The organism is Streptomyces sp. SN-593 (genome assembly GCF_016756395.1).
Taxonomy (GTDB): Bacteria; Actinomycetota; Actinomycetes; order Streptomycetales; family Streptomycetaceae; genus Actinacidiphila; species Actinacidiphila reveromycinica.
Window position 1 is genome coordinate 4141242 of sequence record NZ_AP018365.1, and the last position, 22208, is coordinate 4163449.

A 22208-nucleotide genomic window follows, 5' to 3' on the forward strand; every position below is an offset into this window, starting at 1 on the left:
CGGCCGCGGCGGACCCGGCGGCCGGCCGCGCCCTTGCGTCCGCCCCACCCGGCGGTGGTACGAAGGAGCGAAGTCGGCTGCTGGGCAAGCAGGATGACGCAGCGTCGAGCACGTCACGATCGGGGGCAGGTCACAGGATGCACGGTGGAGTCGGACTGACGGCGTATCTCGTCAACGAGTCGAGGGCCCGGCGTCCCGACCTCGCCGAGGACGGGCTGGCCACCGCGTGGATCCCGGAGGCGGAGCGGCCGGGCGTCAAGGCGCTGTGGCAGGAGTTCGCCGACGCCGTCTACCCGCACGACGACCTGGTGGTCTCGTTGCGCGGCCGGTTCATCGCCGACACCCTCGCGCGGGCGCTGCGCGCCGACCCGGCCACGGTGCTGGTGGTGTGCGGCGCGGGCTTCTCGTCGTACCCCTGGCTGCTGGACTTCCCCGTCGCCGTCGAGGTGGACCTGCCGCACATGGCCGAGGCGAAGCGGCTGCGGGCGGCGGAGCTGACCGCCGAGGGGACCGTGCCGGTGCGCGACGTGCGGCACGTCGGCGCCGACCTGGCCGTGGCCGCGGACCGCGACGCCGTGGTCGAGCAGGTGCGGGCGGTCGCGGCCGGACGGCCGGTGGCCTACGTCGTCGAGGGTGTCGTCTTCTACCTGCCGCCGGAGGACGCGCGCGCGGTGCTGACGCTGGGTGCCCGCTTCGGCACGACCGCCGTGACCGCGGTGAGCTACTGGCCCGCGGCGGCGGCGGGCAGCGTGGTGCTGGCCGAGCAGCGCGCGTGGTTCCGCAGCCGGTCCGTCCCGGAGGAGGCGAGCCACCACACGCACGCCGAACTGGCCGCGCTGCTGGGCGCCCCGCTGGACGACCAGGGTCCCGAGGACCTGCAACGCCGCTACCTGGAGGAGGTGGTGGTCCCCGAGGCCGCCCTCATCCCGGAGTACGTCGCCGTGTCCTGGGGCAATCCGGGTACGCAGGGTGCCCCGGGCACGCACGGCACCCCGGGAGCCCCGGGAACGCTCGGCGCCGCCGGCCCGGGCGGAGCGGCCGCGTGAGCACCGGGGTGCTGCACCTCCAGTGCCGCGCCTACCCGTTGCACCACCGCACCCCGGCCACCGCGCTCGCACCCTTCACGGTGCCCGGCCACGGCGAACTCCGGCCGGTGCTCGGCAGCCTGGACTCCCTCGCCTACAACCCCGACACCACCGTCGAGTTGGACCTGACCGACATCGTCCGCCCCGCCGTCGCGCTGCCCGGCGTGGAGGTCGTCGCCTGCCGCGCCCGCATCCTGACCGCCGGCACCGTCCTGGTGGTCTACGCGCTGCGCCACGAGCAGGACCTGCGGCTGCTGAGCCTGCTCGACCTCGACGCCCTGGACGCGGGCGTCAACCGCGTCCTCCGCGAGAGCGACGGCCCGATCCTCAGCGCCGTGCTGGCCGCCGCGGTCGGCAGCGGCCTGGTCCGGAGCATCGCGCTGCGCCCCGACCTGGCCGTGGCCGGCTCCCGCTCGCCGATCGACCGCCGCTCCGCCCGCTACAACGCGCACTTCGTGTGCCAGGACCCGCCCTGGCAGCAGGACTCCCGCGTGCCCGGGGTCTCCTCCGGCCCGGGCTGCCGCATCCTGCTGCCGTACACCTACGCCTGGGACCGCGACCCGACCGCGCCGTTCGCCGACCTGCTGACGATGACCGAGCCGACCGACATCGCGGTCGCGCAGCAGTCGCTGCTCGCCGGCGCGCTCATCGCCGGCCGCTGGGTGCTCGGCGACCTGGCGCACGCGCACCCCGCGAGCACCGACGTGCACGCCTTCCGCCGGTTCCTCGACGGGCTGTGGGCCGACTTCCACCACCTCGACAGCTACCGCGTGGAGTCCTCCCAGGCGCACCGCGCGAGCTACCTGGCCGCGCGCCGGACGATCGGCCTCGACGACACGCAGGAGCGCGCCGACAAGCTCCTCGGCTACGTGAGCAGTTCGCTGCTGGCCGCGGCCTCCGAGCGGGCCGAGGCCCTGGACGCGCGGCTCAACCGGGTCGCCGCCGCGCTCACCGTGGTCAGCGCGGCCTCCTTCGGCCTGGACATCGCGGTGTTCGTCCTGCCGCAGGTGTCGCTGGGGACGAAGATCGCCGTCGTGGTGGGGCTGCTGGGGATGGCGGCGTCGGGGCTGGTGGCGGCGATGCTGCCGGGGGCGCTGCGCAGGTCCCTCCAGCGGCGGGGGCCGGGGGTGGCCGGGGCCGAGCTCGTGGGACCGGTGCCGGTGCGGGTGCCGGCGGCGGCGGGTACGGCCGGGCCGGCCGGGGACACGGCAGGCGCGGCGGGCACGGCGGGCACGGCGGCTACGGCAAGCGCGGCGGGCACGGCCGAGGGGGCCGTCTCCGGTACGGCCGCCACCGTGTCGACCGCGGGGATGGCCGCGGCCGGGGCCACGGGGGTGATCGGCGCGGTCGAGGCGAACGGTGCGCTCGGCACGGTCGGGGAGGGCGGTGGCGCGACCGGCGCGGTCGAGGCGAACGGCCCGGCGGGTTCGGCAGGTTCGGCGGGTTCGACCGGGCGGCCCGGACCGGTCGGCGCCGCGGAAGGGGGCGCCCCGCGCGAGGCGGACGAGGCGGACGAGGCGGACGGGAGCGCGCCGCCGGACCCGCCGGGGGTGCCCCCGCAGCGGGGCCGGTCCCTCGGGTCGTAGGACCCGCCTTCGCGTGGAAGCAGGCCGTCCACGCGGCGAGTTCGCAACGTGCACGTGTCCGGCCCGGGCCGTGCACGGGGCGGGCCGGCCGACCCTCTACCGTGGGAACCGTAACGAGAGGACGGCCGCCCATGAAGACCCCGACCGTACGGATCGGCACCCGCAGCTCACCGATGGCCCTCGCGCAGGCCCACCTCGTGGCGGACCTGCTGCGCAAGGAACGCCCCGGCCTCCAGGTCGAGTTGGTGCCCGTCACCACCGAAGCGGACCGGTGGCACGGCGACCTGTCCGCGCTCGGCGGGAAGGGCCTGTTCGTCAAGCAGATCGACGTCATGCTCCAGCGCGGCGAGGTCGACCTGGCCGTCCACTGCGTCAAGGACGTTCCCGGCGACACCCCGCTGCCCGAGGGCCTGGCCGTCGCCGCCCACCTGCCGCGCGACGACGTCCGCGACGTCCTCCTGTTCCCCGAGGACTCGGCGCGGCGCACCCTCGACGACCTGCCGCACGGCGCCGTCGTGGCGACCTCGGCCGTGCGCCGCAGGGCCCAGCTCCAGCGGCTGCGCCCCGACCTGGAGATCGTCCGGGTCCGCGGTGCCGTCGGCAGCCGCATCGACAAGCTCGACGGCCGGAAGCCGGTCGACACCGCCCGCCCGGACGCCATGGTCCTGGCCTCCTCCGGGCTGGCCCGGCTGGAACTGACCGGCCGGGCGTGCCAGGTCTTCACGGTCGGGCAGATCCTGCCGGCCGTCGGCGCCGGTGCGCTCGCGCTGGAGTGCCGCGCCGACGACGCCGACACCGCGGGCCTGGTCGCCCGGCTCGACCACGCGCGGACCACGGCGGAGGTCACCGCCGAACGCGCGATGCTCCACGACCTGCGCGGCCACTGCAACAGCCCGATCGCGGGCCACTGCACCACGACCGCCGACGGCCGGCTCGCCCTGCGCGGCATGGTCTTCTCCGCCGACGGCTCCACCGTGCTGGACGCCGAGGCCACCGGGGGAACGGCCGACACCCCCGCCGCTCTCGGCTCCCGCGTGGCCGCGGCACTCCTCGGGCGGGGCGCCCGCGAGATCATCGAGGCGATCCCGCACTGAACCCGTTCCGGCCCGCACCGGTCGGCGCCGCCCCGCACGAAGGGGGCGGAGCCGCCCCGCGTGAAGGGGGTGGGACCGGCCCGCGTGAAGGGCGCGGGACCGGCCCCGCGTGAAGGAGGCCGGCGCCGGCCGGCACGAAGGGGGCCGGCACCGGCCCGCGCGACACGGTTCGGACCGTCGGACCATCTCAGGGCAGGAGGACGATCTTGCCGTGGGTGTGGCCCTCCTCCAGTTCGCGGAAGGCGTCCTGGACCCGGGCGAGGGGATAGGTGCGGGCGATCGGCACCTCCATCTCCCCGCGCGCGGCGAGCCGGGCGAGTTCGCCGAGGACGACCGCGGACGCGGCCGCGCCCTCGCCGTAGGTCCGCGCACCGATCTCGGTCGCGGCCTGCCAGTCGCGGATGGTGTTGATGCGCTCGGGGCGCACGCCCAACTCCACGGCCAGCCGCACGTACCCGTTGCCGATCGTGTCGACGAACGCGTCGATCCCGCCGCCCGCGGCCTGCCGGACCCGTTCGGCCACGCCGTCCCCGTACGCGACGGGGAGGACGCCGTGCTCCCGCAGCCAGGCGTGGTTCGGCTCGCTCGCCAGCCCGATCACCGCGGCCCCGCGCCGCCGTGCCAGTTGCACGGCCAGCGACCCGACGCCGCCGGCCGCGCCGGAGACCACGACCGTGTCGCCCGGCCCCGGGTCCACCGCGAAGACGGTGGCGTACGCGGTCGTGCCGGCGACGTAGAGCGCCCCGGCCACCTCCCAGGGCAGCCCGTCGGGGAGGGCGACCACGTTCACGTCGTCCACGACCACGAACTGCGCGTGGCTGGCCCGTCGATGGGTGAAGCCGAGGACCGCGTCGCCCACCCGGAAGCCGCGGGCGCTCGACCCGACCTCCACCACCACGCCCGCCAGGTCGCTGCCCTGCCCGGAGGGGAAGTCGGCCGGCCAGCGGTCGTGCAGGGCGCCCGACCGGATGTGCGCCTCCCCCGGCTGGATGCCGGCCGCCCGCACCTCCACGAGCACCTGCGCGGGCCCCGGCACCGGCCGCGGCACCTCCTCCACCCGCAGCACGTCGATCCCGCCGTACGCGTGGAACCGCACCGCCCGCATCATGTGACCACCCCGTTCTCCCGTGTGAACCGCCGCGGACGCCTCCCGACGAGGCGCCCGGTCCCGCCACCGCACCCTGCCGGCGCGCCTTCCCGCGCGGACCCGCGAGGCCGTCCGGACACGGTCAGCGACCGGCCCCGTACCCTGATGCCACGTCAGGCCCGGGGGCCGGCCGCACGGCCGAGGCAAGAGCTCCCCGAACGCACACCTCCAACGCCCCACGGCGCCGATCTCTTCCGCCCCCGCGCCGGCCCTACCGACGCGGATGCGGGTGCCGATGCCCTGCCGGGAACACCCGGACACGACCACGAACGGCACCCCGGCGAAGCCGCCCCGCCAGTCCCCTGAACGCCCCACCCCCCGACCGGTCCCCCCGGGGGGGAGCCGACCGGCACCCCCGGCCGCACCACGCCGAACGCACCGAGGGCCCCGGATCACTCCGGGGCCCTCGGCTCGCTGTGCACTCGGCAGGATTCGAACCTGCAACCTTCTGATCCGTAGTCAGATGCTCTATCCGTTGAGCTACGAGTGCGGGTGGCTTCCCGGCCTTGTGGGCCGGTCGGCGTTGCGAGAACAACATTACATGAGGGGGCGCGGGAGGTGAAATCGATAGGGGGGAGGGGCAGTGAGCTGGGGAAACGGGGGCGGTGAGGGGTGCGGTGGGGGCGGACCGGCGGGGCCGGGGGAAGGGTGCCCGGGGGAGGAGGACGTCCCGGGGGACGGGGGCCCGGGAAAAGGGGCGGAGCCCCGGCCGTGGGGACGGCGGGGCTCCGGAGAGGTGGCGGAGGCGGAGGGATTTGAACCCTCGATGGGCGGTAAGACCCAAACCGCATTAGCAGTGCGGCGCCATAGACCGGACTAGGCGACGCCTCCTGATCACGTTCCCGGGTGAGCGGGCGCGTGGGGAAATGATGGCACAGCCGGGAGGGCTGCGACCAATCCGAGAGTACGGTACAAGGCCGCGGAAGGGCAGGGCAAAGGGGTTGGCCGCCCCGAGGGTCCGCGGACGCGCCCACGATGGGGTGGTTGGCCGGGGGGAAGGGCGGCCCGGCGGTAGGAAACCGGGCATGCACTCTTCGCCGCCCGCCCCCACCCCCGCCGCCGGGTCCGCGTCCCCGCTCCGCCCCGCGTCCCCGCTCCGGCCCGATCGGCCGGCCCGGCTCACCCGCCCCGCCCGATCGGGCGCCGCCGCGCTGGCCGCCGCCGCGGCCCTGGCCACCGCCCTGACCGGCGTCGCGCACGGGGCCGAATCGGCGGGCGGGCAGCACCACTCGGCACCCGCCATCTGGACGTCCCCCCAGCCCGCCGGCCGGCTGGCCGTGGCGTACGACGACGGTGCGGGCCACACCCGCACCTACCGGCTGAGCTGCACCCCGCCGGCGCAGACCGCGCAGCAGGGCACGGCCCCGGCCACCGGCTCCGACCACACCACCGGCCCCGCGACGGGCCCAGCGACCGGTTCCGCGACCGGTTCCGCGACCGGTTCGGCGACCGGTTCCGGCCCGGCGGCCGACGCAACCCCCTCCACCGGCCCGGCCCCCGCCATCGGCTCCGACCACACCACCGGCGCCGACCCTGCAACCACGCCGGCAACCGCGCCGGCAACCGTCCCGGCCCCGAACACCCCCGCCCCCGCGCCCGCTCCTCCCACGGCGGCCCCCACCCCCGCCTCCGGCCCCGACCCCTCCCCCGTCTGCTCCCACCTGGACTCCATCGGCGGCCCCCTCGCCGCCGTCCCGTCCGGCCAGCTGTGCTCGATGATCTACGGCGGCCCGCAGACCGCCCGCGTGACCGGCACCTGGCGGGGCCGGCCGGTACGGGAGACCTACCGCCGGACCAACGGCTGCGAGGTCGCCCGCTGGAACCGGATGGTCCCGGCGCTGCCCAACCCGGTGGCCGACGCGTCGCGCCGCGGCGCCACCCCCGTACGGAGTTGACCGGCACGTACGGAGTCGGCCGGCAAAGCGCCGGGAACGCCAGCGAATCCCCGCGATCCCGTTTTCGTGACGCACACCACACCTTCACGGCACAACCTCCAACCCCCCACCCCGTGACGGCACATGACCGTCCCACCCCACAGGAGCAACCCCGACCCGTACACTCGGTCTAGTGACATGGCCCGGTGGGCGGCGGCAAGATGGGCCGCCCGTGACGTCAGCCGAGGGTGCCCGTACGGCTCAGGTGAGCCCGTCCGGACGCCGCGCCCGACACTGTGCTCCACACCGGGTACTGCGCCACGCGGAACAGCACATGCGGTAACAGGGAGGACGCGTCTCGTGAGCAGCAGGCCATCCAGAGGCGCTGCTCGCCTCGCCTCGATACTGGACGCCCTTCCGGACGCCTTGCTCCTGGTCAACGCCAACGGCACGGTGGTCAACGCGAACGCCATAGCGCTGGAGACCTTCGAGGCCCCGGGCACGGCGCTGGTCGGCCGCGGACTGCTGGACCTGCTGCCGTCGTTCGACCCGAAACGCATCCCCGGGTCCATGCGCAGCCCGCAGGAGGCGGCGGACGACACCCGGACCAAGCCCACCCGGATGCAGGCGCACCGCACCGACGGCTCCCCGTTCCCGGCCCAGGTGACGAGCGCCAACCTCGACGACAGCCGCACCCCGTACGCCGACTTCGGCAACGGCATGCCGCACTACACCGGCGACGAGCTGCTGATGCTGGTGGTGCGCGACCTGTCCGGCACCGTGGACACCGAGGCCGAACTCGCCCGCCAGCAGCGGCAGACCGAGATGATCCTGCGCGCGGCGGCCGAGGGCGTGGTCGGCGTGGACACCGAGGGCAAGGTCGTGCTGGTCAACCCGTCGGCCGCGCAGATCCTCGGCCACCGGGCGACCGACCTCGGGGGCAAGGAGCTGCACCCGCTGGTGCACCACTCCCGCCCGGACGGCTCGCCGCTGGCCTACGAGGAGACCCCGCTCGCCGACACGCTCCGCTCCGGCCGCAAGCACCGGGTGCGCGGCCAGGTGCTGTGGCGCAAGGACGGCCGGGCGGTACCGGTGGACCTGACCACGGCCCCGGTCCGGGACGGCGACCAACTGGTCGGCGCGGTCATGACGTTCACCGACCGGACCCAGTACGACGCGCTCGCCGCCCGCACCGGGCAGTTGCGGGCGCTGCTCGACATCTCGCTGCGCGCGCCGCTCGCCGAGCTGCGCGCCGAGCTGACCGGCCTCGCGGCCGACCCGGCCGGGCAGTTGTGGCCGGAGGCGAACCAGACGCTGCACCACCTCGCCGCCGGCTACGCCCGGATCACCACCCTGATCGACAACGTGCTGGACTTCCAGCGGCTGGACCGCGGCCAGGACAAGCTGCACCGCGCGCCGGTCGGCCTGGACGAGGTGGTGTCCGCGGCGATCGACGGCGCGGTCGAGCTGATCGGGCCCGGCCGGGCGCAGTTCGCCGTGCACGCGGCGCCGATCGAGGCGTCGGTGGACGGCGAGCGGATGGCCCAGGCGCTCGCCCACCTCGTCGCCGACGTGGCGGGGGTGGACTCGGCGGGCAACACCGTCGCGTACGCCGGGGACTCCACCATCGTGGTCGCGGTGGCCCAGCGCGGTGACGTCGTACGCATCGACGTGCGCGGCCCGAGCGCGGGCGGCGACCCGGTGCACCTGCCGCTGGCGCGCGGCATCGTCGAACGGCACGGCGGGGTGCTCCAGACCCACGAGGTGCCCGGCCAGGGCAGCGCGTACGTCCTCGAAGTGCCCCTGGGCCTCGACCCGGAGGCGGCACGTGCCGCCGGGGAGGCGCGCACCGGCGGCACGGACGGCGAGGCGGGCGACGGCGCCGACGCGGGCACGGGCACGGACGGCGGCGCGAACGGCGGTGCTTCCGGTGGTCCGAGCGGCCGCCGGGCCAAGGCCAAGGGCAAGGGCGCTCCGGGCGCGGAGGCGGAGCAGCGCGCCGGCGCCCCCGGCGGCGGGACGGGGCGCGCCGCCCGCCGCTCGCACGCCGCGCCCGGCGGGGCGGACCAGGGGCTGGAACGGGAGCAGGAGCGGGACGGCCGGGTCGCCGGCGAACCGCAGCCGCCGCATCACCCGGCCGACGACACCGGCACGGTGGTGGCCCCGTGGGCGGTCCCGCCGGTGGCGCCCACGCCGCCGGTTCCCGAGCAGGCCGCACGCCGGGCCGGGGAGCAGGGCCCGGAGCAGGCCGCCGGCCAGGCCGACGCGCCGACCGGGCGCCGCCGCGCGCTGCGGCGCCCCATCGGCCGCCCCGAGCACCCGCAGGGGCAGAACCCGCCGCACGCGCCGCACGCGCTGCCGCCGGCCGCGCCAGGGCCGCAGTCCGGTCCGCAGTCCGACCCGCGATCCGGTGCGCAGGCGGAGTCCCAGCCGCAGGACCCTCGGGCGCCCCAGCCCCCGCAGCCCTCCCAGCCCTCCCAGCCCCAGCCGATGCCACAACTCCCGCAACTCCCGCAGCACGGAGCCGGCGGACCGGGCGGGCCGGGCGGGTCCCTCGGACCTGTCGGGCCCGAGGGCGTCGTCCCCGAGGACGGCACGCGGCCGACCGGCCGCAGGGCCCGCCGCGGGCGCCCCGCCGTCGAGGAGCAGCCCCCCGAGGAGGGCGGCGAGCTGCGCCGGCTCCCGGCACCCCGCATCCCGAACGCGCTGCCCCCCGCCGACGGTGACGGCGCCCCCGCCCGGCACCCGGGCGCCCCGCAGGACCCGGCGAACTCCCCGGCGCCGCAGGGCGGGCAGCCCGCCCTCGGCACCGGCCGCAGGGGCCGCCGTGCCCTCGAAGCCGCGCCGCAGCAGCCGCCCGTACCCGGCATGCCGTACCGGGAGGACCCGCCCGGCCCCGCGCAGCCGCCCGCCCCGAGCTGGCCGCAGCCCGTCCCGGACCCCTCCGGCGGCGACCCGGCCGCGCGGGCCGAGCAGGGCCCCGCGGCCTCCCCCGAGCCCGGTGTGCCCGGGCAGCAGCGCTCCGCCAGGGCCTGGCCGGAGCCCGGTCCGCTCGCGCCGGGGCCCGGCGACCAGCCGGCGCCCACCGCCTGGCCGCAGGCGGGCGGGCAGGGCGCGCCGCGCCAGGACCCGCGGGGCTCCGACGGCGCGCACGGCACCCACGGTGCGCCCGACCACCACGGCGGGCCCGGCACCGGTGGCGACGCGCAGCAGGACCCGTCGCACCAGACCCACGGCCGGGCCATAAGCGTCCGCACCCTCGGCCAGGGTGTGCCGTTCAGCGCCGGCGGCGACCCGAACGAGCAGACGCCCACCCAGGCCGTGCAGGCGCAGCACCCGCAGGGGCTTCCCGCGCAGGTCGCGGCCGGCGGCTCCGGCCGCCGGCGCCGCCTCGCCCCGCCCCAGCAGCCCGAACCTCCCCAGCCGCAGGGGCCGCAGGGCCTCGCGGTCCCCGGCGCGCAGCCGGCGCTGCCCGGGCAGCAGTCCGGCCCGGGCGGCGAGCACCAGGCCCGCCAGCACCCGCAGGCCGACCCCGACAGCGGCCAGGTCCCGGTGCGCCGTCCGGACGGGCGCGGCCGCGGTCAGGCCGGCGGGGACACCGCCCTGCTGCGCCCGGTCCCGCCGCTGGAGGAGCAGCAGCCCGGCCGGTCGTACGCGATCGGGGCGCCCGCGGAGGGTGCGGCCGAGGGCCCTGAGCCGCTGGACGGGCCGAACGGCGCGGTGGACGTCACCGACGTGCCCGCGGGCGAGGCGGCCGACGACCGCCACGAGGAGCCGCTGGACGAGCCGCGCCGCCTGCTGGTGTGGCCCGAGCCGGACGTCTCGACCCGGCAGGCGCTGACCGACCGGGGCTACCGCCCGGTGATCGTACGGTCCCGCGAGGAGGTGGACGCGCAGGTCGCCGAGCCGCCGGCGGCCCTGTTCGTGGACCCGCTGACCGGGCCGATCACCCGGACCGCGCTCCAGGCGCTGCGCCAGGCGGCGGCCGCCGCCGAGGTGCCGGTCCTGGTCACGGCGGGCCTGGGCCAGGCGACCCGCGAGGCCGCGTACGGCGCCGATCCGGCGGTGCTGCTGAAGGCGCTCGCGCCGCGCGACAGCGAGCAGCACCCGCCGCGGGTGCTGCTGGTGGAGGGCCACGACCCGATCGCGATGGCGTTCGCGGCCACGCTGGAGCGGCGCGGCATGCAGGTCACGCACGCGGACTCCGAGGCCGACGCGATGACCAAGGCCGCCCAGATCCACCCGAACCTGGTGGTGATGGACCTGATGCTGATCAGGCGCCGCCGCCAGGGCATCGTGGACTGGCTGCGCGGCCACTCCCGGCTCAACAGCACCCCGCTGGTCGTCTACACCTCCGCGGACATCGACCCCGACGAGCTGCCGAGGCTGGCGTCCGGGGAGACCGTGCTGTTCCTCGCGGAGCGTTCGACGAGCGCGGACGTGCAGTCCAGGATCGTGGACCTGCTCGGGAAGATCGGCACCTGACGCGGGGCCGACGGTCGGCGTGGGCGCCTGACGGGACGCCGGCGGCGGGCGGCCGGGGCCCGGGCCGGGCCGGCAGGGGTGCGCGCCGGGCAATCCGCTCGGCACCGCCCGCACCCTTTGCTAGGGTCGGCCCATGACCGCACACGCCTTCGCGATGATGCCCCGCAGGGGCCGCTGACGCGCGTGTGTGTCGCATCCGAGGCCCCGAGTCGGGGCCTCGTTCGCGTGTCGCGGGTCGGAGCCCCGCCTCCCTGATCGCAGGAGGTTCCGATGTCGCGCTTCTACGTCACGACGACCATCCCCTACGTCAACGCCCGCCCGCACCTCGGCTTCGCGCTGGAGCTGGTGCAGGCCGACGTGCTGGCCAGGCGCGCCCGCCAGGCCGGCCGTGAGGTCCGCTTCCTGACCGGAACCGACGACAACTCGCTGAAGAACGTGCTGGCCGCCGAGGCCGAGGGCGTGCCCGTACAGGACCTGGTGGACCGCAACGCCGCCGCCTTCGCCGGTCTGCGCGCACCCCTCGCGCTCTCCTTCGACGACTTCATCCGCACCAGCAGCGACCCCCGGCACCGGATCGGCGTCGAGCGGCTGTGGGAGCGGGTCGCGGCGAGCGGCGACCTGTACCGCAAGCACTACGAGGGGCTGTACTGCGTCGGCTGCGAGCAGTTCTACACGTCCGACGAGCTGACCGGCGACGGCCTGTGCGCCGAGCACCTGACCCGGCCCCGGCGCGTCGCCGAGGAGAACTGGTTCTTCCGGCTGTCCCGCTACGGCGACCGGCTGCGCGAGCTGATCGCCGGCGGAACCCTGCGGATCGAGCTGGCCGCGCGCCGCAACGAGGTGCTGGCCCTGATCGACTCCGGGCTGCACGACTTCTCCGTCTCCCGCTCGCAGCGCCGTGCCCGCGGCTGGGGCATCCCGGTGCCCGGCGACCCCGACCAGGTCGTCTACGTCTGGTGGGACGCGCTCGGCAACTACGTCACCAGCCTCGGGTACGGCACCGCCGCACCGGACGTCGAACGGTGGTGGGGCCCCGAGCGGCCCCCCGGAACAGCCGACGGCGCCAGCACCAGCACGACCACCGGCACCAGCACCGGCACCGGCACCGGCACCGGCAGGGACACAGCGGCGGGCAGGCGGCGGGTACACCTCGCCGGGAAGGGCGTCCTGCGCTTCCACGCCGTGTACTGGCCCGCGATGCTGCTGTCGGCCGGACTCCCGCTGCCGACCGACGTCCTGGTGCACGACTACCTGACCGTCGACGGCCGCAAGATCAGCAAGTCCGCGGGCACCGCGGTGGACCCGGCCGAACTGGCGGCCGAGGTCGGTACCGACGCGGTGCGGTGGTGGCTGCTGCGGGACGTTCCCCGGGTCGGGGACGCGGACTACACCCGGGAGCGCCTGGTGGCCCGGGCGGACGGCGACCTCGCGGGCGGACTGGGCAACGTGGTGCACCGGATCGTCACCATGGTGCACTCCTACCGCGGCGGCCGGGTGCCCGAGCCGGCCGGCCACCAACCTTCCCCGCTACCGGAGTTGGCCGACGCGTGCGCGGCGGCGGGCGGGCGGATCGACGCGGCGCTGGAGGCGTTCGACTTCCGGCGGGCCACCGCGGCGGTCTGGTCGATCGTGGAGGAGGCGAACCGCGCGGTCGAGGCCACCCGGCCCTGGGAGTCGGCGAGGGCCGAGCGCGGCGGCGACACGGCGGCGGGCGCGCGGCTCGACGCGGTACTGGCCGCGCTGCACCGCGGATGTGCCGAACTGGCGGTGGCGGTCGAGCCGTTCCTGCCGGGCGCCGCGGCCCGGATCGCCGCGCAGGTCACCCCGGTCGGCGGCGAACTTCCCCCGGCCGGACCGCTGTTCCCGCGCATCGGCGCGTAATGCGCGGCGGCCGCGGTTCCGCCCGGCGCCGCGGCGCGCCACCGTCAGGTCCGGGCGGGGCCGTACCGTCCAGGGGTACGGCCCCGCGGGCGGGGCGGGGCGTCACAGGCGGGTGACGTCCAACTCCCCTTCCGCGTAGGACTTCCGGATCACCTTCTTGTCGAACTTGCCGACGCTCGTCTTCGGCACGGCCGGCACGACCGCCCACCGCTCGGGCACCTGCCAGCGGGCGACCCGCTCGGCGAGGAAGGCGCGCAGTTCGGGGTAGCCGGCGGTGGCGCCCTCGCGCAGGACGACGGTGGCGAGCGGGCGTTCGCCCCACCGCTCGTCGGGCACGGCGACCACGGCCGCCTCGGCGACGTCGGGGTGCGCCATCAGGTGGTTCTCCAGATCGACCGAGGAGATCCACTCGCCGCCGGACTTGATGACGTCCTTCGCGCGGTCGGTGAGGGTGAGGAAGCCGTCCTCGGAGATCACCCCGACGTCGCCGGTGCGCAGCCAGCCGTCCGGGCTGAACTTGTCCTCCGGCCGCAGCGGCTCCTGGCCGGCCCCGCCGTAGTACGCGGCCGCGATCCACGGCCCGCGCACCTCCAACTCGCCGGCGGACCGCCCGTCCCACGGCATCTGCGAACCGTCCGGCCCGATCAGCCGCGCCTCGACGGAGGCGGGGAAGCGGCCCTGCGTGACGCGGTACTGCCACTCCTCCTCGCCGGTGGCGCCGGCCGGCGGGTGGGCGATGGTGCCGAGCGGGGAGGTCTCGGTCATGCCCCAGGCGTGCACCAGCCGCACCCCCAACTGCTCGTCGAACGCCTTCATCAGCGCCGGCGGGCAGGCCGAACCGCCGATGGTGACCTGCTTCAGCGAGCTGACGTCGCGGGGCCTGGCGGTCAGCTCGCCGAGCAGGCCCTGCCAGATGGTCGGCACGGCCGCCGCGTGCGTGGGCCGCTCGCTCGCGATCATCTCGGCGAGCGGGGCGGGCTGGAGGAAACGATCCGGCAGCAGCAGGTTGATCCCGGCCATGAAGGCGGCGTGCGGCACGCCCCAGGCGTTGACGTGGAACATCGGGACCACGGGGAGGGAGGTGTCCCGGTTGGTCAGGCCCATCGACTCGGCGGAGACGACCTGGAGGGAGTGCAGGTAGACCGAGCGGTGGGAGAAGACCACGCCCTTGGGGTCACCGGTGGTGCCGGAGGTGTAGCACATGGCCGCGGCCTCGCGCTCGTCCAGCTCCGGCCAGTCGTACCCGGTCGGGCGGTCGGCGATCAGCTCCTCGTAGGCGTGCACGGCGGGGCGGGCGCCCTCAAGGAGCGACAGGTCGCCGGGCCCGACGACGACCAGGTGCTCGACGGTCCCCAGGCGCGGCAGCAGCGGGGCGAGCAGCGGCAGCAGGGTGCCGTTGACGAGGACCACCCGGTCCGCGGCGTGGTTGACGATCCAGCAGAGCTGGTCCTCGGGCAGCCGCAGGTTCAGGGTGTGCAGCACCGCGCCCATCGAGGGGATCGCGAGGTACGCCTCCATGTGCTCGACGTTGTTCCACATGAGGGTCGCGACCCGGTCTCCGCGCTCCACGCCGAGTTCGTCGCGCAGCGCGTTGGCCAGCCGCACCGCCCGGGTACCGGTCTCCCGGAAGGTCCTGCGCAGGGGCGGCTCCCCGCCGGTCCAGGTGGTGACGGTGGACCGGCCGTGCACCTGCGTGCCGTGCACGAGGATGCGGGTGACGGTCAGCGGAACGTCCTGCATGGTGCTGAGCACGCGGGCCTCCGGGCGGCTTCCGAGGGGTTTGCCCGCGATTCTGCTTCCATACCGCGGGGTATGTCACTACCCCGGGCCGGACCGTCCCGACCCCTGATCCCGCGGGCCGGGTCCCCTGCGGGACGGCCGCCCCCGGCTCCACCCGCGGAAGGTGGGGACAGCCCCCGGCCTACGACCTGAGGGTGATTCCGTGTCGGCACCTGCGGCCGATCCGCCGACCGCGTCCCGGCTCCTACCGTGGAGCCATGACCACGCCAGTGTGCACCAGCGCCGACACGACGCAGTTCACGGCCTACGTCCGGAGCAAGGGCCCGACGCTGCTGCGCACCGCCCGCTCCCTGACGCCCAACCCGGCCGACGCGGAAGACCTGCTGCAGACGGCCCTGACCAAGACCTACCTCGCCTGGGACCGGATCGACGACCACCGCGCGGTCGACGGCTACGTCCGCCGCACCCTGGTCAACACGCGCACGTCGCAGTGGCGCAAGCGCCGGGTGGACGAGTTCAGCACCGACGAGCTGCCGGAGCCGGCCACCGCCGGACCGGACCTCGTGGAGCAGCAGGTCCAGCGGGACGCGCTGCTGCGCGCGATAGCCCGGCTCCCCCCGCGGCAGCGCGCCATGGTGGTGCTGCGCTACTACGAGGACATGAGCGAGGTGCAGACCGCGGAGGCGCTCGGCGTGTCCGTCGGCACCGTCAAGAGCGCGGTCTCCCGCGCCCTCGGCAAGCTCCGGGACGACCCCGAGCTGGAGCTGAGCGTCGCCTGACCCCGGCCCGGCCGCCGGCCGCCCGGCGGTACGCGCGGGCCGCCCCGCCGTCAGGGGCGCCGCCCGCCGGAACTGCTCAGCCCACGACGGCGACCGGGGCGTCCACCAGGTCGCGGTCGACACTGAGCTTCTTCCCGCCGTGCGACTCGGTGACGGCGCCGTGGTACTGGTGGATGCGCGCGTGCGGGGTCCAGGCGTCGGGGCCGAGCGACGGCTCGTCGGACAGCGTCGGGGCCACCCCCCAGCGGGCGTACCAGAGCACCTTGGGCAGGTCGGACACCCCCGCCAGCCGTGACGTGGCCATGTGCTTGATGCCGGAGTCGGCGCTGCTGTAGAAGCCGGAGAGGTAGCCGGACGCCGCAACGCCCTTGTCCCATGCCTGGATGTACTTCAGGGTCGACGCCGCGCACGAGGCGTTCCCGATGTCGTACGCCTCCATGTCGAGGTAGAGCGCGCTGCCCGGGCCCACCCCGAGGGCGGCCGCCTGCCGTACCGCGTCCGCGGCCTCGCTCGCCCCCTGGGAGGCGGGCCGGCTGGTGTCGATCCGGTAGGGGTTCTTGTTGGAGCCGGTCACGCAGGGGCTCTGCGAACCGACGTAGATCGGCAGCAGGCTCCATCCGTCCTTGGTGGTCTGCCGCACCCAGTCCGGGGTCAGGTGGGTCTGCGACGTGCAGGCCCGGGCCCGGCCGCCGAAGTAGATGCCCGCCGCGCGGTAGTCGGAGTGGGCGATCCACGCCTTCATGGTGTCCAGGTCGGGGGCCTGGCAGGTGTCGAACGCCTGCCCGCTGAAGTTCCGGCCCGCGTCGGACCCGGTCGCGGCCGGGCCGGCGGCGTCCGCGGGGACGGCCGGGAGCAGCAGTCCGGCCAGCGCGAGCGCACCCGCGACGACATAACGGATAAACCCACTTTTTTCGGTCATTCAGTGAGTCAACGATGATCACACCGCCGGGCCGCGCAGACACGCCGGGGGCGGACGAAAGCCGGCACGGCGTTCACGCGGGACGGTGCGGGACGGTGCGGCCGCGGGAACCGGTCGGCGCGAGCGACGGGGCCGGCCCGGCGCGCGGCGGAGCGGCTCGACGCAGGACCACCGTTGTCCACAGGCTGTGGACAACGGTTCGCGCGCCCCCTCCCGGGCTAGCCCCCGCAGCTCCCCCGCAGCACACCCGCAGGCCGACCTGCGGGCGATCCCCCTCTCACCGCCCGCCGTCGCACCCCGCCCGCCGCCCCGCTCCCCCGCCCGTCCCGCACCGGCGGCGCCCCCGACCCCGACCCCGACCCCGGCCCGTTCCCGCCCCTCGTCCGGTCCCTCCTCCCGCTCCCCGAGGCCCCGGGACGCGCGACGGCCCTCGCACCGCCGCCGCGCATCCCGTGCGACCAGGCTCCCCTCAGCGGACCGGCGCGGCGGGCGCACCCGGTCCACCGCTCACCACAGCGGCGAGAAGTGGACGGCCACCGTGTTCTGGTGGATGGAGGTGAGGCCCGAACCGGCGACACTCGCCGTGTTGTCCTGGTTCGACGCGCCCGCCCCGGTCGCGGCCTGCTGGGTCGTCGTCACGTTGCCCAGGTTGCCGCCGAGCACGTTCCCACCGGAGTTGCTCACCACCGTCGCGTTCGAGTGGCCACCCGCGACGGAACCGTCGTCCGCCGCGGCGGCGCCGGCGAACAGCACTCCCGCGACGGGCAGTGCCGCGACGGCGGCCAGGACACGGGCGGTACGGATGCTTGCCATGGTGTTCCCTCCCAGGGGGACAGACGTTCTTCGGTTCGGAGAAGCGGCCGGCCGACCGCTCCGCCGGCTTGCTCGGCGTCGCCATCAGCAGACTTGCCCACCCCCTCACCCGTAATGCCCCACCATGATCCGTTTCCCTCGCACGCGTGACGATCTGTCGATAAACCTGCCGTCCGCCCCTTTCCGGGACACGGGGCGCACGGCGGCGGCCCCGCTCACCGCCCCGCCCCGAGGTGCCGGGTCCCGCCGATCTCGACCGGGCGCAGCCCGGCCCCGTCGCGCACCCACCGGCTCACCGAGGCGTTCGGCACCTGGGACGGCGCCGCCGCGGCCGGCGCCCCGCCGATTCCCGCGAGCACCCGGCCGACCGCGAGCACCACGGAGTCGTGCGCGACCAGCAGCACCCGCCGCCCGGCCGCCGCCGGGCCAAACTCCGCGAGGAAGTCCCGCACCCGCAGCGTCACGTCCGCCAGGGACTCACCGCCCGGCGGCCGGTAGAACCACTCGCCCACCCGCCCCCGCCGGTCCGCCTCGGCCGGAGCGGACGCGCGCACCGCCGGGGGCGTCATCAGCTCCAGCACGCCCATCTCCCGGTCCCGCAGCCGCTCGTCGAACGGCGCCGGGCCGTACGACGCCCCCGCCGCGCGTGCGACCGACGCCATCACCTCCCAGGTCCGCACCGCCCGGACGTAGGGCGAGCAGACCACCAGGTGCGGCCGCTCCCGCGCCCCCAGCCCAGCCAGCCAGCGCCCCAGCGCCTCCGCCTGGCCCACCCCGGCCGCCGACAGCGGCACCTGCCGGTCGGTCTCCTCGGCCACCGCGAGCCCCGGGTCGCCGGTCCGCTCCGCCCGCGCGAACACCTCGTTCGCCGTGCTCTCCCCGTGCCGCACCACCGTCAGCCGCGCCGGGGCACAGCCGTACGGCACCGATCCGTCCACCACCGGGACCCTCCTCCGCCACGTCACCGTCCGCCACCGCGTACGCCCCAAAACCTACGGTGTGTCCGGTGCGCCGCCCCGCCGCACCACGGCCGGTCCGCCACCTGGTGCAGCGAGCGGCCGGCCGGGCGGCGGTGCCCGGCCGGCCGAGCCGAGCTGTGATGACGTGCCGTCAGTCGGTGAGGGTGGCGGGATCGTTGGTGCTCGCGGCGCCGGTCTCCACGTGGCCGGCGAAGCGGCGGACGTACACGGAGTCGGAGGCGGAGGTGACCGTGACGTCGTACCAGTGGTTCCCGGCGGCGACTCCCCACCCCGGCACGCTGCGTGAGCCGCCCGCGGCGACGGTGTAGGTGTAGTGGTCGCCGGGCGCGTAGGCGTCGGTGGCGGTGAAGGTGACCGGTGTCTTCCCGGGGTTGCTGAACACCAAGGTGACCTGGCCCGTCGAGGCGTCGTGGCGCGCGGTCACCTCGGGACCGACCGAGCCCGCCGTACCGGCCATCCGGCGCAGGAACCCGTTCGGCCCGTACACGGAGAAGTCGTAAGGCGAGGAGGCGGCGGGCATCGCCCAGGTGTCCGTGAGCGTCCTGCCCGCCTCGACCGTGTACGGCCAGGGGCCGTCCGAGCGCACCGCCGAGGTCACGAGGAACGCGGCGCCGGCCGCGCCGGAGTTGCCGAAGGTGAACTGCATCCGCCCGTCCACCGGACGGGTGTCGACGGCCAGTTCGTACGGCAGCGCGCGGGCGTGGCGCAGGCCGGCCTCCTGCCGCGGCAGCGCGCCGGTGGCCGGCGGGGTCGGGACGTAGTCGCCGGGGTTGTCGTGGTTCGGCGGGGCGTACCCGGCGGTGCCGGGCAGCACGGGCGCGGACGCGTCGCCGCGGGTGAAGTCGAACGCGGCGGTGAGGTCGCCGCAGATCGCCCGGCGCCAGGGCGAGACGTTCGGGTTGTGCACGCCGAACCGCTTCTCGACAAACTGCACGATCGAGGTGTGGTCGAACGTCTGCGAGCAGACCCAACCTCCGGTGCTCCAGGGCGAGATGACAATCATCGGCACGCGCGGCCCGAGCCCGTACGGCCCCGCGGCGTATCCGGACACGCCGCCGGTGTACAGGTCCCGACCGACGTCGACGGTGGACAGCCCGCGCGCGGCGGAGGCGGGCGGGAACGGCGGCACCACGTGGTCGAAGAACCCGTCGTTCTCGTCGTAGGTGAGGAAGACGGCGGTACGGCTCCACACGTCCGGGTCGGCGGTGAGCGCGTCCAGCACCTGGGAGACGTACCAGGCACCGTAGTTGGCGGGCCAGTTCGGGTGCTCGCAGAACGCCTCGGGCGAGGCGATCCAGGAGACCTGGGGCAGCCTGCCGCTCAGCACGTCGGACCTGAGCTGGTCGAAGAAGCCGTCGCCCCCGGCCGCGTCCGTGCCGGTGCGGGCCTTGTCGTACAGCGGGTCGCCGGGCCGGGCGTTGCGGTATTGGTCGAAGTAGAGCAGCGAGTTGTCGCCGTAGTTGCCGATGAACGCGTCGCTCGTCCAGCCCCAACCGCCGGACGCGTCAAGGCCGGTGCCGACGTCCTGGTAGACCTTCCAGGAGATCCCCGCGGCCTCCAGGACCTCCGGGAAGGTGGTCCAGCCGTACCCGGCCTCCTCGTTGCCCAGCACCGGGCCGCCGCCCTGGCCGTCGTTCCCCGCGTAACCGGTGTACATGTAGTAGCGGTTGGGGTCCGTCGAGCTGAGCATCGAGCAGTGGTAGGCGTCGCAGATCGTGAACGCGTCCGCGAGCGCGTGGTGGAAGGGGATGTCCTGCCGCGTCAGGTACGCCATCGTCGTGGTGCTCTTCGCGGGGACCCAGTTGTCGTAGTTGCCGCCGTTCCACGCCGAGTGGGTGCCGGCCCAACTGTGGTCGAGGTCCTGGATGAACTGCAGCCCGAGGTTGTCCGCGCTCGGCCGGAACGGCAGCGTCTCGTGCCCGGCGTCGTCCGCCTGGTGGAACACCGTCCTGCCGCTCGGCAGCACGGCCGGGCGCGGATCGCCGAAGCCCCGTACGCCTCTCAGCGTGCCGAAGTAGTGGTCGAACGAACGGTTCTCCTGCATCAGGACGACGACGTGCTCGACGTCCTGGAGGGTCCCGCTGCCGGCGACGGCCGGAAGCGCGGCGGCTTTGGCGATGCCCCCCGAGAGCACGGACGCGGCGGCGGTACCGCCGGCGAGTTGGAGGAACCTGCGGCGGTCGATGTCGGGCACGAGCTGTTCTCCTGACGGTCCGGTGGGGTCGGCCCCAGGCGGCGAGCACGCCTGCCTGCGCACACGTGCGCGCTGAGGAGGTCTTCGCGACATGCCCGAGCAGGCATGCCGCGCACATGATCGGACGGGGCCCAGGCGGTGTCAATGCCGCGTGGGCCCCACGACTCACTCTGCTCTCACCGGAACCGCCGTCACCGGCGGGTGTACTGCGCCAGGGCTCCCCGCGCCGCCCGGGGGGAGGGGGCGCCCGGGGAAAGGGGGCGCCCGGGGATCAGGCCCGCCCGGGCGTCTGCGCGGGCGGGCGGGTGCCCCCTCGGGTTCGGGTCAGCGCGAACGGGCGGGTGGGTGCCTGCCGGGATTCGGGTCAGCGCGGGCGGGCCGCTCGCACCACGTGGACCAGCGCCGCACAGAAGAAGACGAAGCAGGCCGTCGACAGCACGGCGATCACGTTCTGCGTGTCACCCGTGTCCGTCTCCGCCGCGCCCCACGCGAGTAGCCCGGACAGGACGAGGAACACCACCGCCCAGGTGGCCGGCCACCGCATCCGCCGGCCACGGGCCGGGTCCACTCCCACCGGCTCCTTGCCGACCCGTACCGCTCCGTGGGTGCTCATCGAGTTCATGTCGGAACCTCCAGGCAGTGCCGGCGGCGCGCTCACGGCGCCCGCCCGCCCCCGGACCGGGGGCACCCCCGCAACGCCGCGCGCGCGTCCCTCCGGCACGCACGCGCTTCCTTCTCCCTGCCCCACCCATTGTCCCCCGGGGTCCCTCCCCCCGCAGTTCGATCACCCGGGGAGCCCGGTCCGCCCTCGTCCGGTACGAGGCACGGCCCCTGCCCGGACACCCGCGACCTGACGGCGAGGCCGTACCCGAGCGCATGGAGGGACAAGGGTCAGGCGCGCGGCAGCACGCCCAGGAGGGCCGAGGTGAAGGAGATCCGCAGGGCGTCACGCAGTTCCAGGTGGAGCACGCCGAGGGCGGGCTCGTCCTCGTAGGCGGCGAGGAGGCTGGGCGGCGGGGGGACGTAGGCCGACAGGGCCCCGGCCGAGACCAGGCTCATCAGGCAGAACATCTGTGCCTCGTCGCCGAGTTCGGGCACGTGGCGGCGTACGAGCGCGGTCATGGCGGCGAGCCGCGCGAGGGAGGACCGCTTGTGCCGTTTGACGACCTCGACCGAGACGTTGTGCTCAAGGACGCCGCCCTGGGCACCGAAGAGGTCGCACAGCACCGTCCGGTCGGCCAGCGACCGGCCGAGGATCTCGGCCAACCGGCGCGCCCGCGCTTCCGGTGCCGCGTCCGCGTCGACGCCCGCGGCCAGTTCGTCCGCCAACTCGGCGAGCCAGTCCCCCAGGAAGACGTCCAGCAGTTCGAGCAGCACCGCCTCGCGCGACTCGAAGTACCGCAGGACGTTCGACTTGGCCAGGCCCACCCGGCGGCTGAGCTCGTTGAGACTCACCGCGGCCACGGGCATCTCGTCGAGCATCGCCGCCGCCGTGTCCAGGATCGCCCGGCGGCGGACCTCCCGCTGCTCCTCGCTTCGCGCCCGCTGGAATGCCACGTCCTCAGCGTAGCTTAAAGACCGCCGGTCCCTTGACAGGAGACCGCCGGTCTTTTACGTTGGCGGTGATAACA

General features: G+C 75.5%; 15 protein-coding genes and 2 tRNA genes. 7 read left to right on the forward strand and 10 right to left on the reverse strand.

All coding sequences use genetic code 11. The features are described from left to right. Nucleotides 1-137: 137 nt before the first annotated feature. The 3 genes from RVR_RS17350 to hemC all read left to right on the forward strand — a co-directional run bounded on the left by RVR_RS17350 (nt 138) and on the right by hemC (nt 3765). Entirely contained in the window at nt 138-1046 is a 909-nt protein-coding gene (locus RVR_RS17350; protein ID WP_202234726.1) for a class I SAM-dependent methyltransferase, read from the forward strand. After that, nucleotides 1043-2671 (forward strand): hypothetical protein, encoded by a 1629-nt coding sequence (locus tag RVR_RS17355; protein ID WP_202234727.1) that lies wholly within the window; start codon nt 1043-1045, stop codon nt 2669-2671. Before RVR_RS17350 ends, RVR_RS17355 begins: the two co-directional genes overlap by 4 nt. Before the next feature lie 131 nt (nt 2672-2802). Beyond that, the gene (gene hemC / locus RVR_RS17360; RefSeq protein WP_202234728.1) at nt 2803-3765 is read left to right on the forward strand and encodes a hydroxymethylbilane synthase; all 963 of its coding nucleotides are present in this window, start codon (nt 2803-2805) and stop codon (nt 3763-3765) included. A gap of 187 nt (nt 3766-3952) precedes the next feature. Here hemC and RVR_RS17365 read toward each other — a convergent pair whose 3' ends face one another. The 3 genes from RVR_RS17365 to RVR_RS17375 all read right to left on the reverse strand — a co-directional run bounded on the left by RVR_RS17365 (nt 3953) and on the right by RVR_RS17375 (nt 5743). Beyond that, entirely contained in the window at nt 3953-4870 is a 918-nt protein-coding gene (locus tag RVR_RS17365) for an NADP-dependent oxidoreductase (protein ID WP_202238728.1), read from the reverse strand. A 459-nt stretch (nt 4871-5329) separates the two neighbouring features. Then, nucleotides 5330-5402: transfer RNA gene (locus RVR_RS17370), tRNA-Arg, on the reverse strand. A gap of 247 nt (nt 5403-5649) precedes the next feature. Beyond that, nucleotides 5650-5743: transfer RNA gene (locus tag RVR_RS17375), tRNA-Ser, on the reverse strand. A gap of 194 nt (nt 5744-5937) precedes the next feature. Between RVR_RS17375 and RVR_RS37670 the strand changes: the two genes are divergently transcribed. The 3 genes from RVR_RS37670 (at nt 5938) to RVR_RS17390 (ending at nt 13152) form a co-directional block, all read left to right on the forward strand. Further along, nucleotides 5938-6807, forward strand: a complete 870-nt coding sequence (locus RVR_RS37670; protein WP_237404803.1) for an SSI family serine proteinase inhibitor — start codon at nt 5938-5940, stop codon at nt 6805-6807. Nucleotides 6808-7146: 339 nt separating this feature from the next. Further along, a complete protein-coding gene (locus RVR_RS17385) occupies nt 7147-11271 on the forward strand; it encodes a PAS domain-containing protein (protein WP_202234729.1) in 4125 nt (1374 codons plus the stop codon). Nucleotides 11272-11541: 270 nt separating this feature from the next. Continuing rightward, nucleotides 11542-13152, forward strand: a complete 1611-nt coding sequence (locus RVR_RS17390) for a methionine--tRNA ligase (RefSeq protein WP_202234730.1) — start codon at nt 11542-11544, stop codon at nt 13150-13152. A 102-nt stretch (nt 13153-13254) separates the two neighbouring features. Here the strand turns inward: RVR_RS17390 and RVR_RS17395 are convergent, their stop codons facing one another. Then, nucleotides 13255-14904 carry a long-chain fatty acid--CoA ligase gene (locus RVR_RS17395; RefSeq protein WP_202234731.1) on the reverse strand — a complete coding sequence of 550 codons (1650 nt, stop codon included), beginning with the start codon at nt 14902-14904 and terminating at the stop codon, nt 13255-13257. Nucleotides 14905-15149: 245 nt separating this feature from the next. Here RVR_RS17395 and RVR_RS17400 point away from each other — a divergent pair, with 245 nt between their 5' ends. After that, nucleotides 15150-15671 (forward strand): SigE family RNA polymerase sigma factor, encoded by a 522-nt coding sequence (locus RVR_RS17400; RefSeq protein WP_202234732.1) that lies wholly within the window; start codon nt 15150-15152, stop codon nt 15669-15671. Nucleotides 15672-15747: 76 nt separating this feature from the next. Here RVR_RS17400 and RVR_RS17405 read toward each other — a convergent pair whose 3' ends face one another. The 6 genes from RVR_RS17405 to RVR_RS17430 form a co-directional block, all read right to left on the reverse strand. After that, nucleotides 15748-16590 carry a glycoside hydrolase domain-containing protein gene (locus tag RVR_RS17405; protein WP_202234733.1) on the reverse strand — a complete coding sequence of 281 codons (843 nt, stop codon included), beginning with the start codon at nt 16588-16590 and terminating at the stop codon, nt 15748-15750. A 507-nt stretch (nt 16591-17097) separates the two neighbouring features. Next, entirely contained in the window at nt 17098-17403 is a 306-nt protein-coding gene (locus tag RVR_RS17410) for a hypothetical protein (protein ID WP_202234734.1), read from the reverse strand. A 215-nt stretch (nt 17404-17618) separates the two neighbouring features. After that, nucleotides 17619-18344, reverse strand: a complete 726-nt coding sequence (locus RVR_RS17415; protein WP_237404804.1) for a histidine phosphatase family protein — start codon at nt 18342-18344, stop codon at nt 17619-17621. Nucleotides 18345-18513: 169 nt separating this feature from the next. Beyond that, the gene (locus RVR_RS17420) at nt 18514-20577 is read right to left on the reverse strand and encodes a phosphocholine-specific phospholipase C (protein WP_202234735.1); all 2064 of its coding nucleotides are present in this window, start codon (nt 20575-20577) and stop codon (nt 18514-18516) included. A gap of 364 nt (nt 20578-20941) precedes the next feature. Further along, nucleotides 20942-21199 (reverse strand): hypothetical protein, encoded by a 258-nt coding sequence (locus tag RVR_RS17425; RefSeq protein ID WP_202234736.1) that lies wholly within the window; start codon nt 21197-21199, stop codon nt 20942-20944. A gap of 269 nt (nt 21200-21468) precedes the next feature. Then, nucleotides 21469-22134 carry a TetR/AcrR family transcriptional regulator gene (locus tag RVR_RS17430; protein WP_202234737.1) on the reverse strand — a complete coding sequence of 222 codons (666 nt, stop codon included), beginning with the start codon at nt 22132-22134 and terminating at the stop codon, nt 21469-21471. Nucleotides 22135-22208 lie beyond the last annotated feature (74 nt).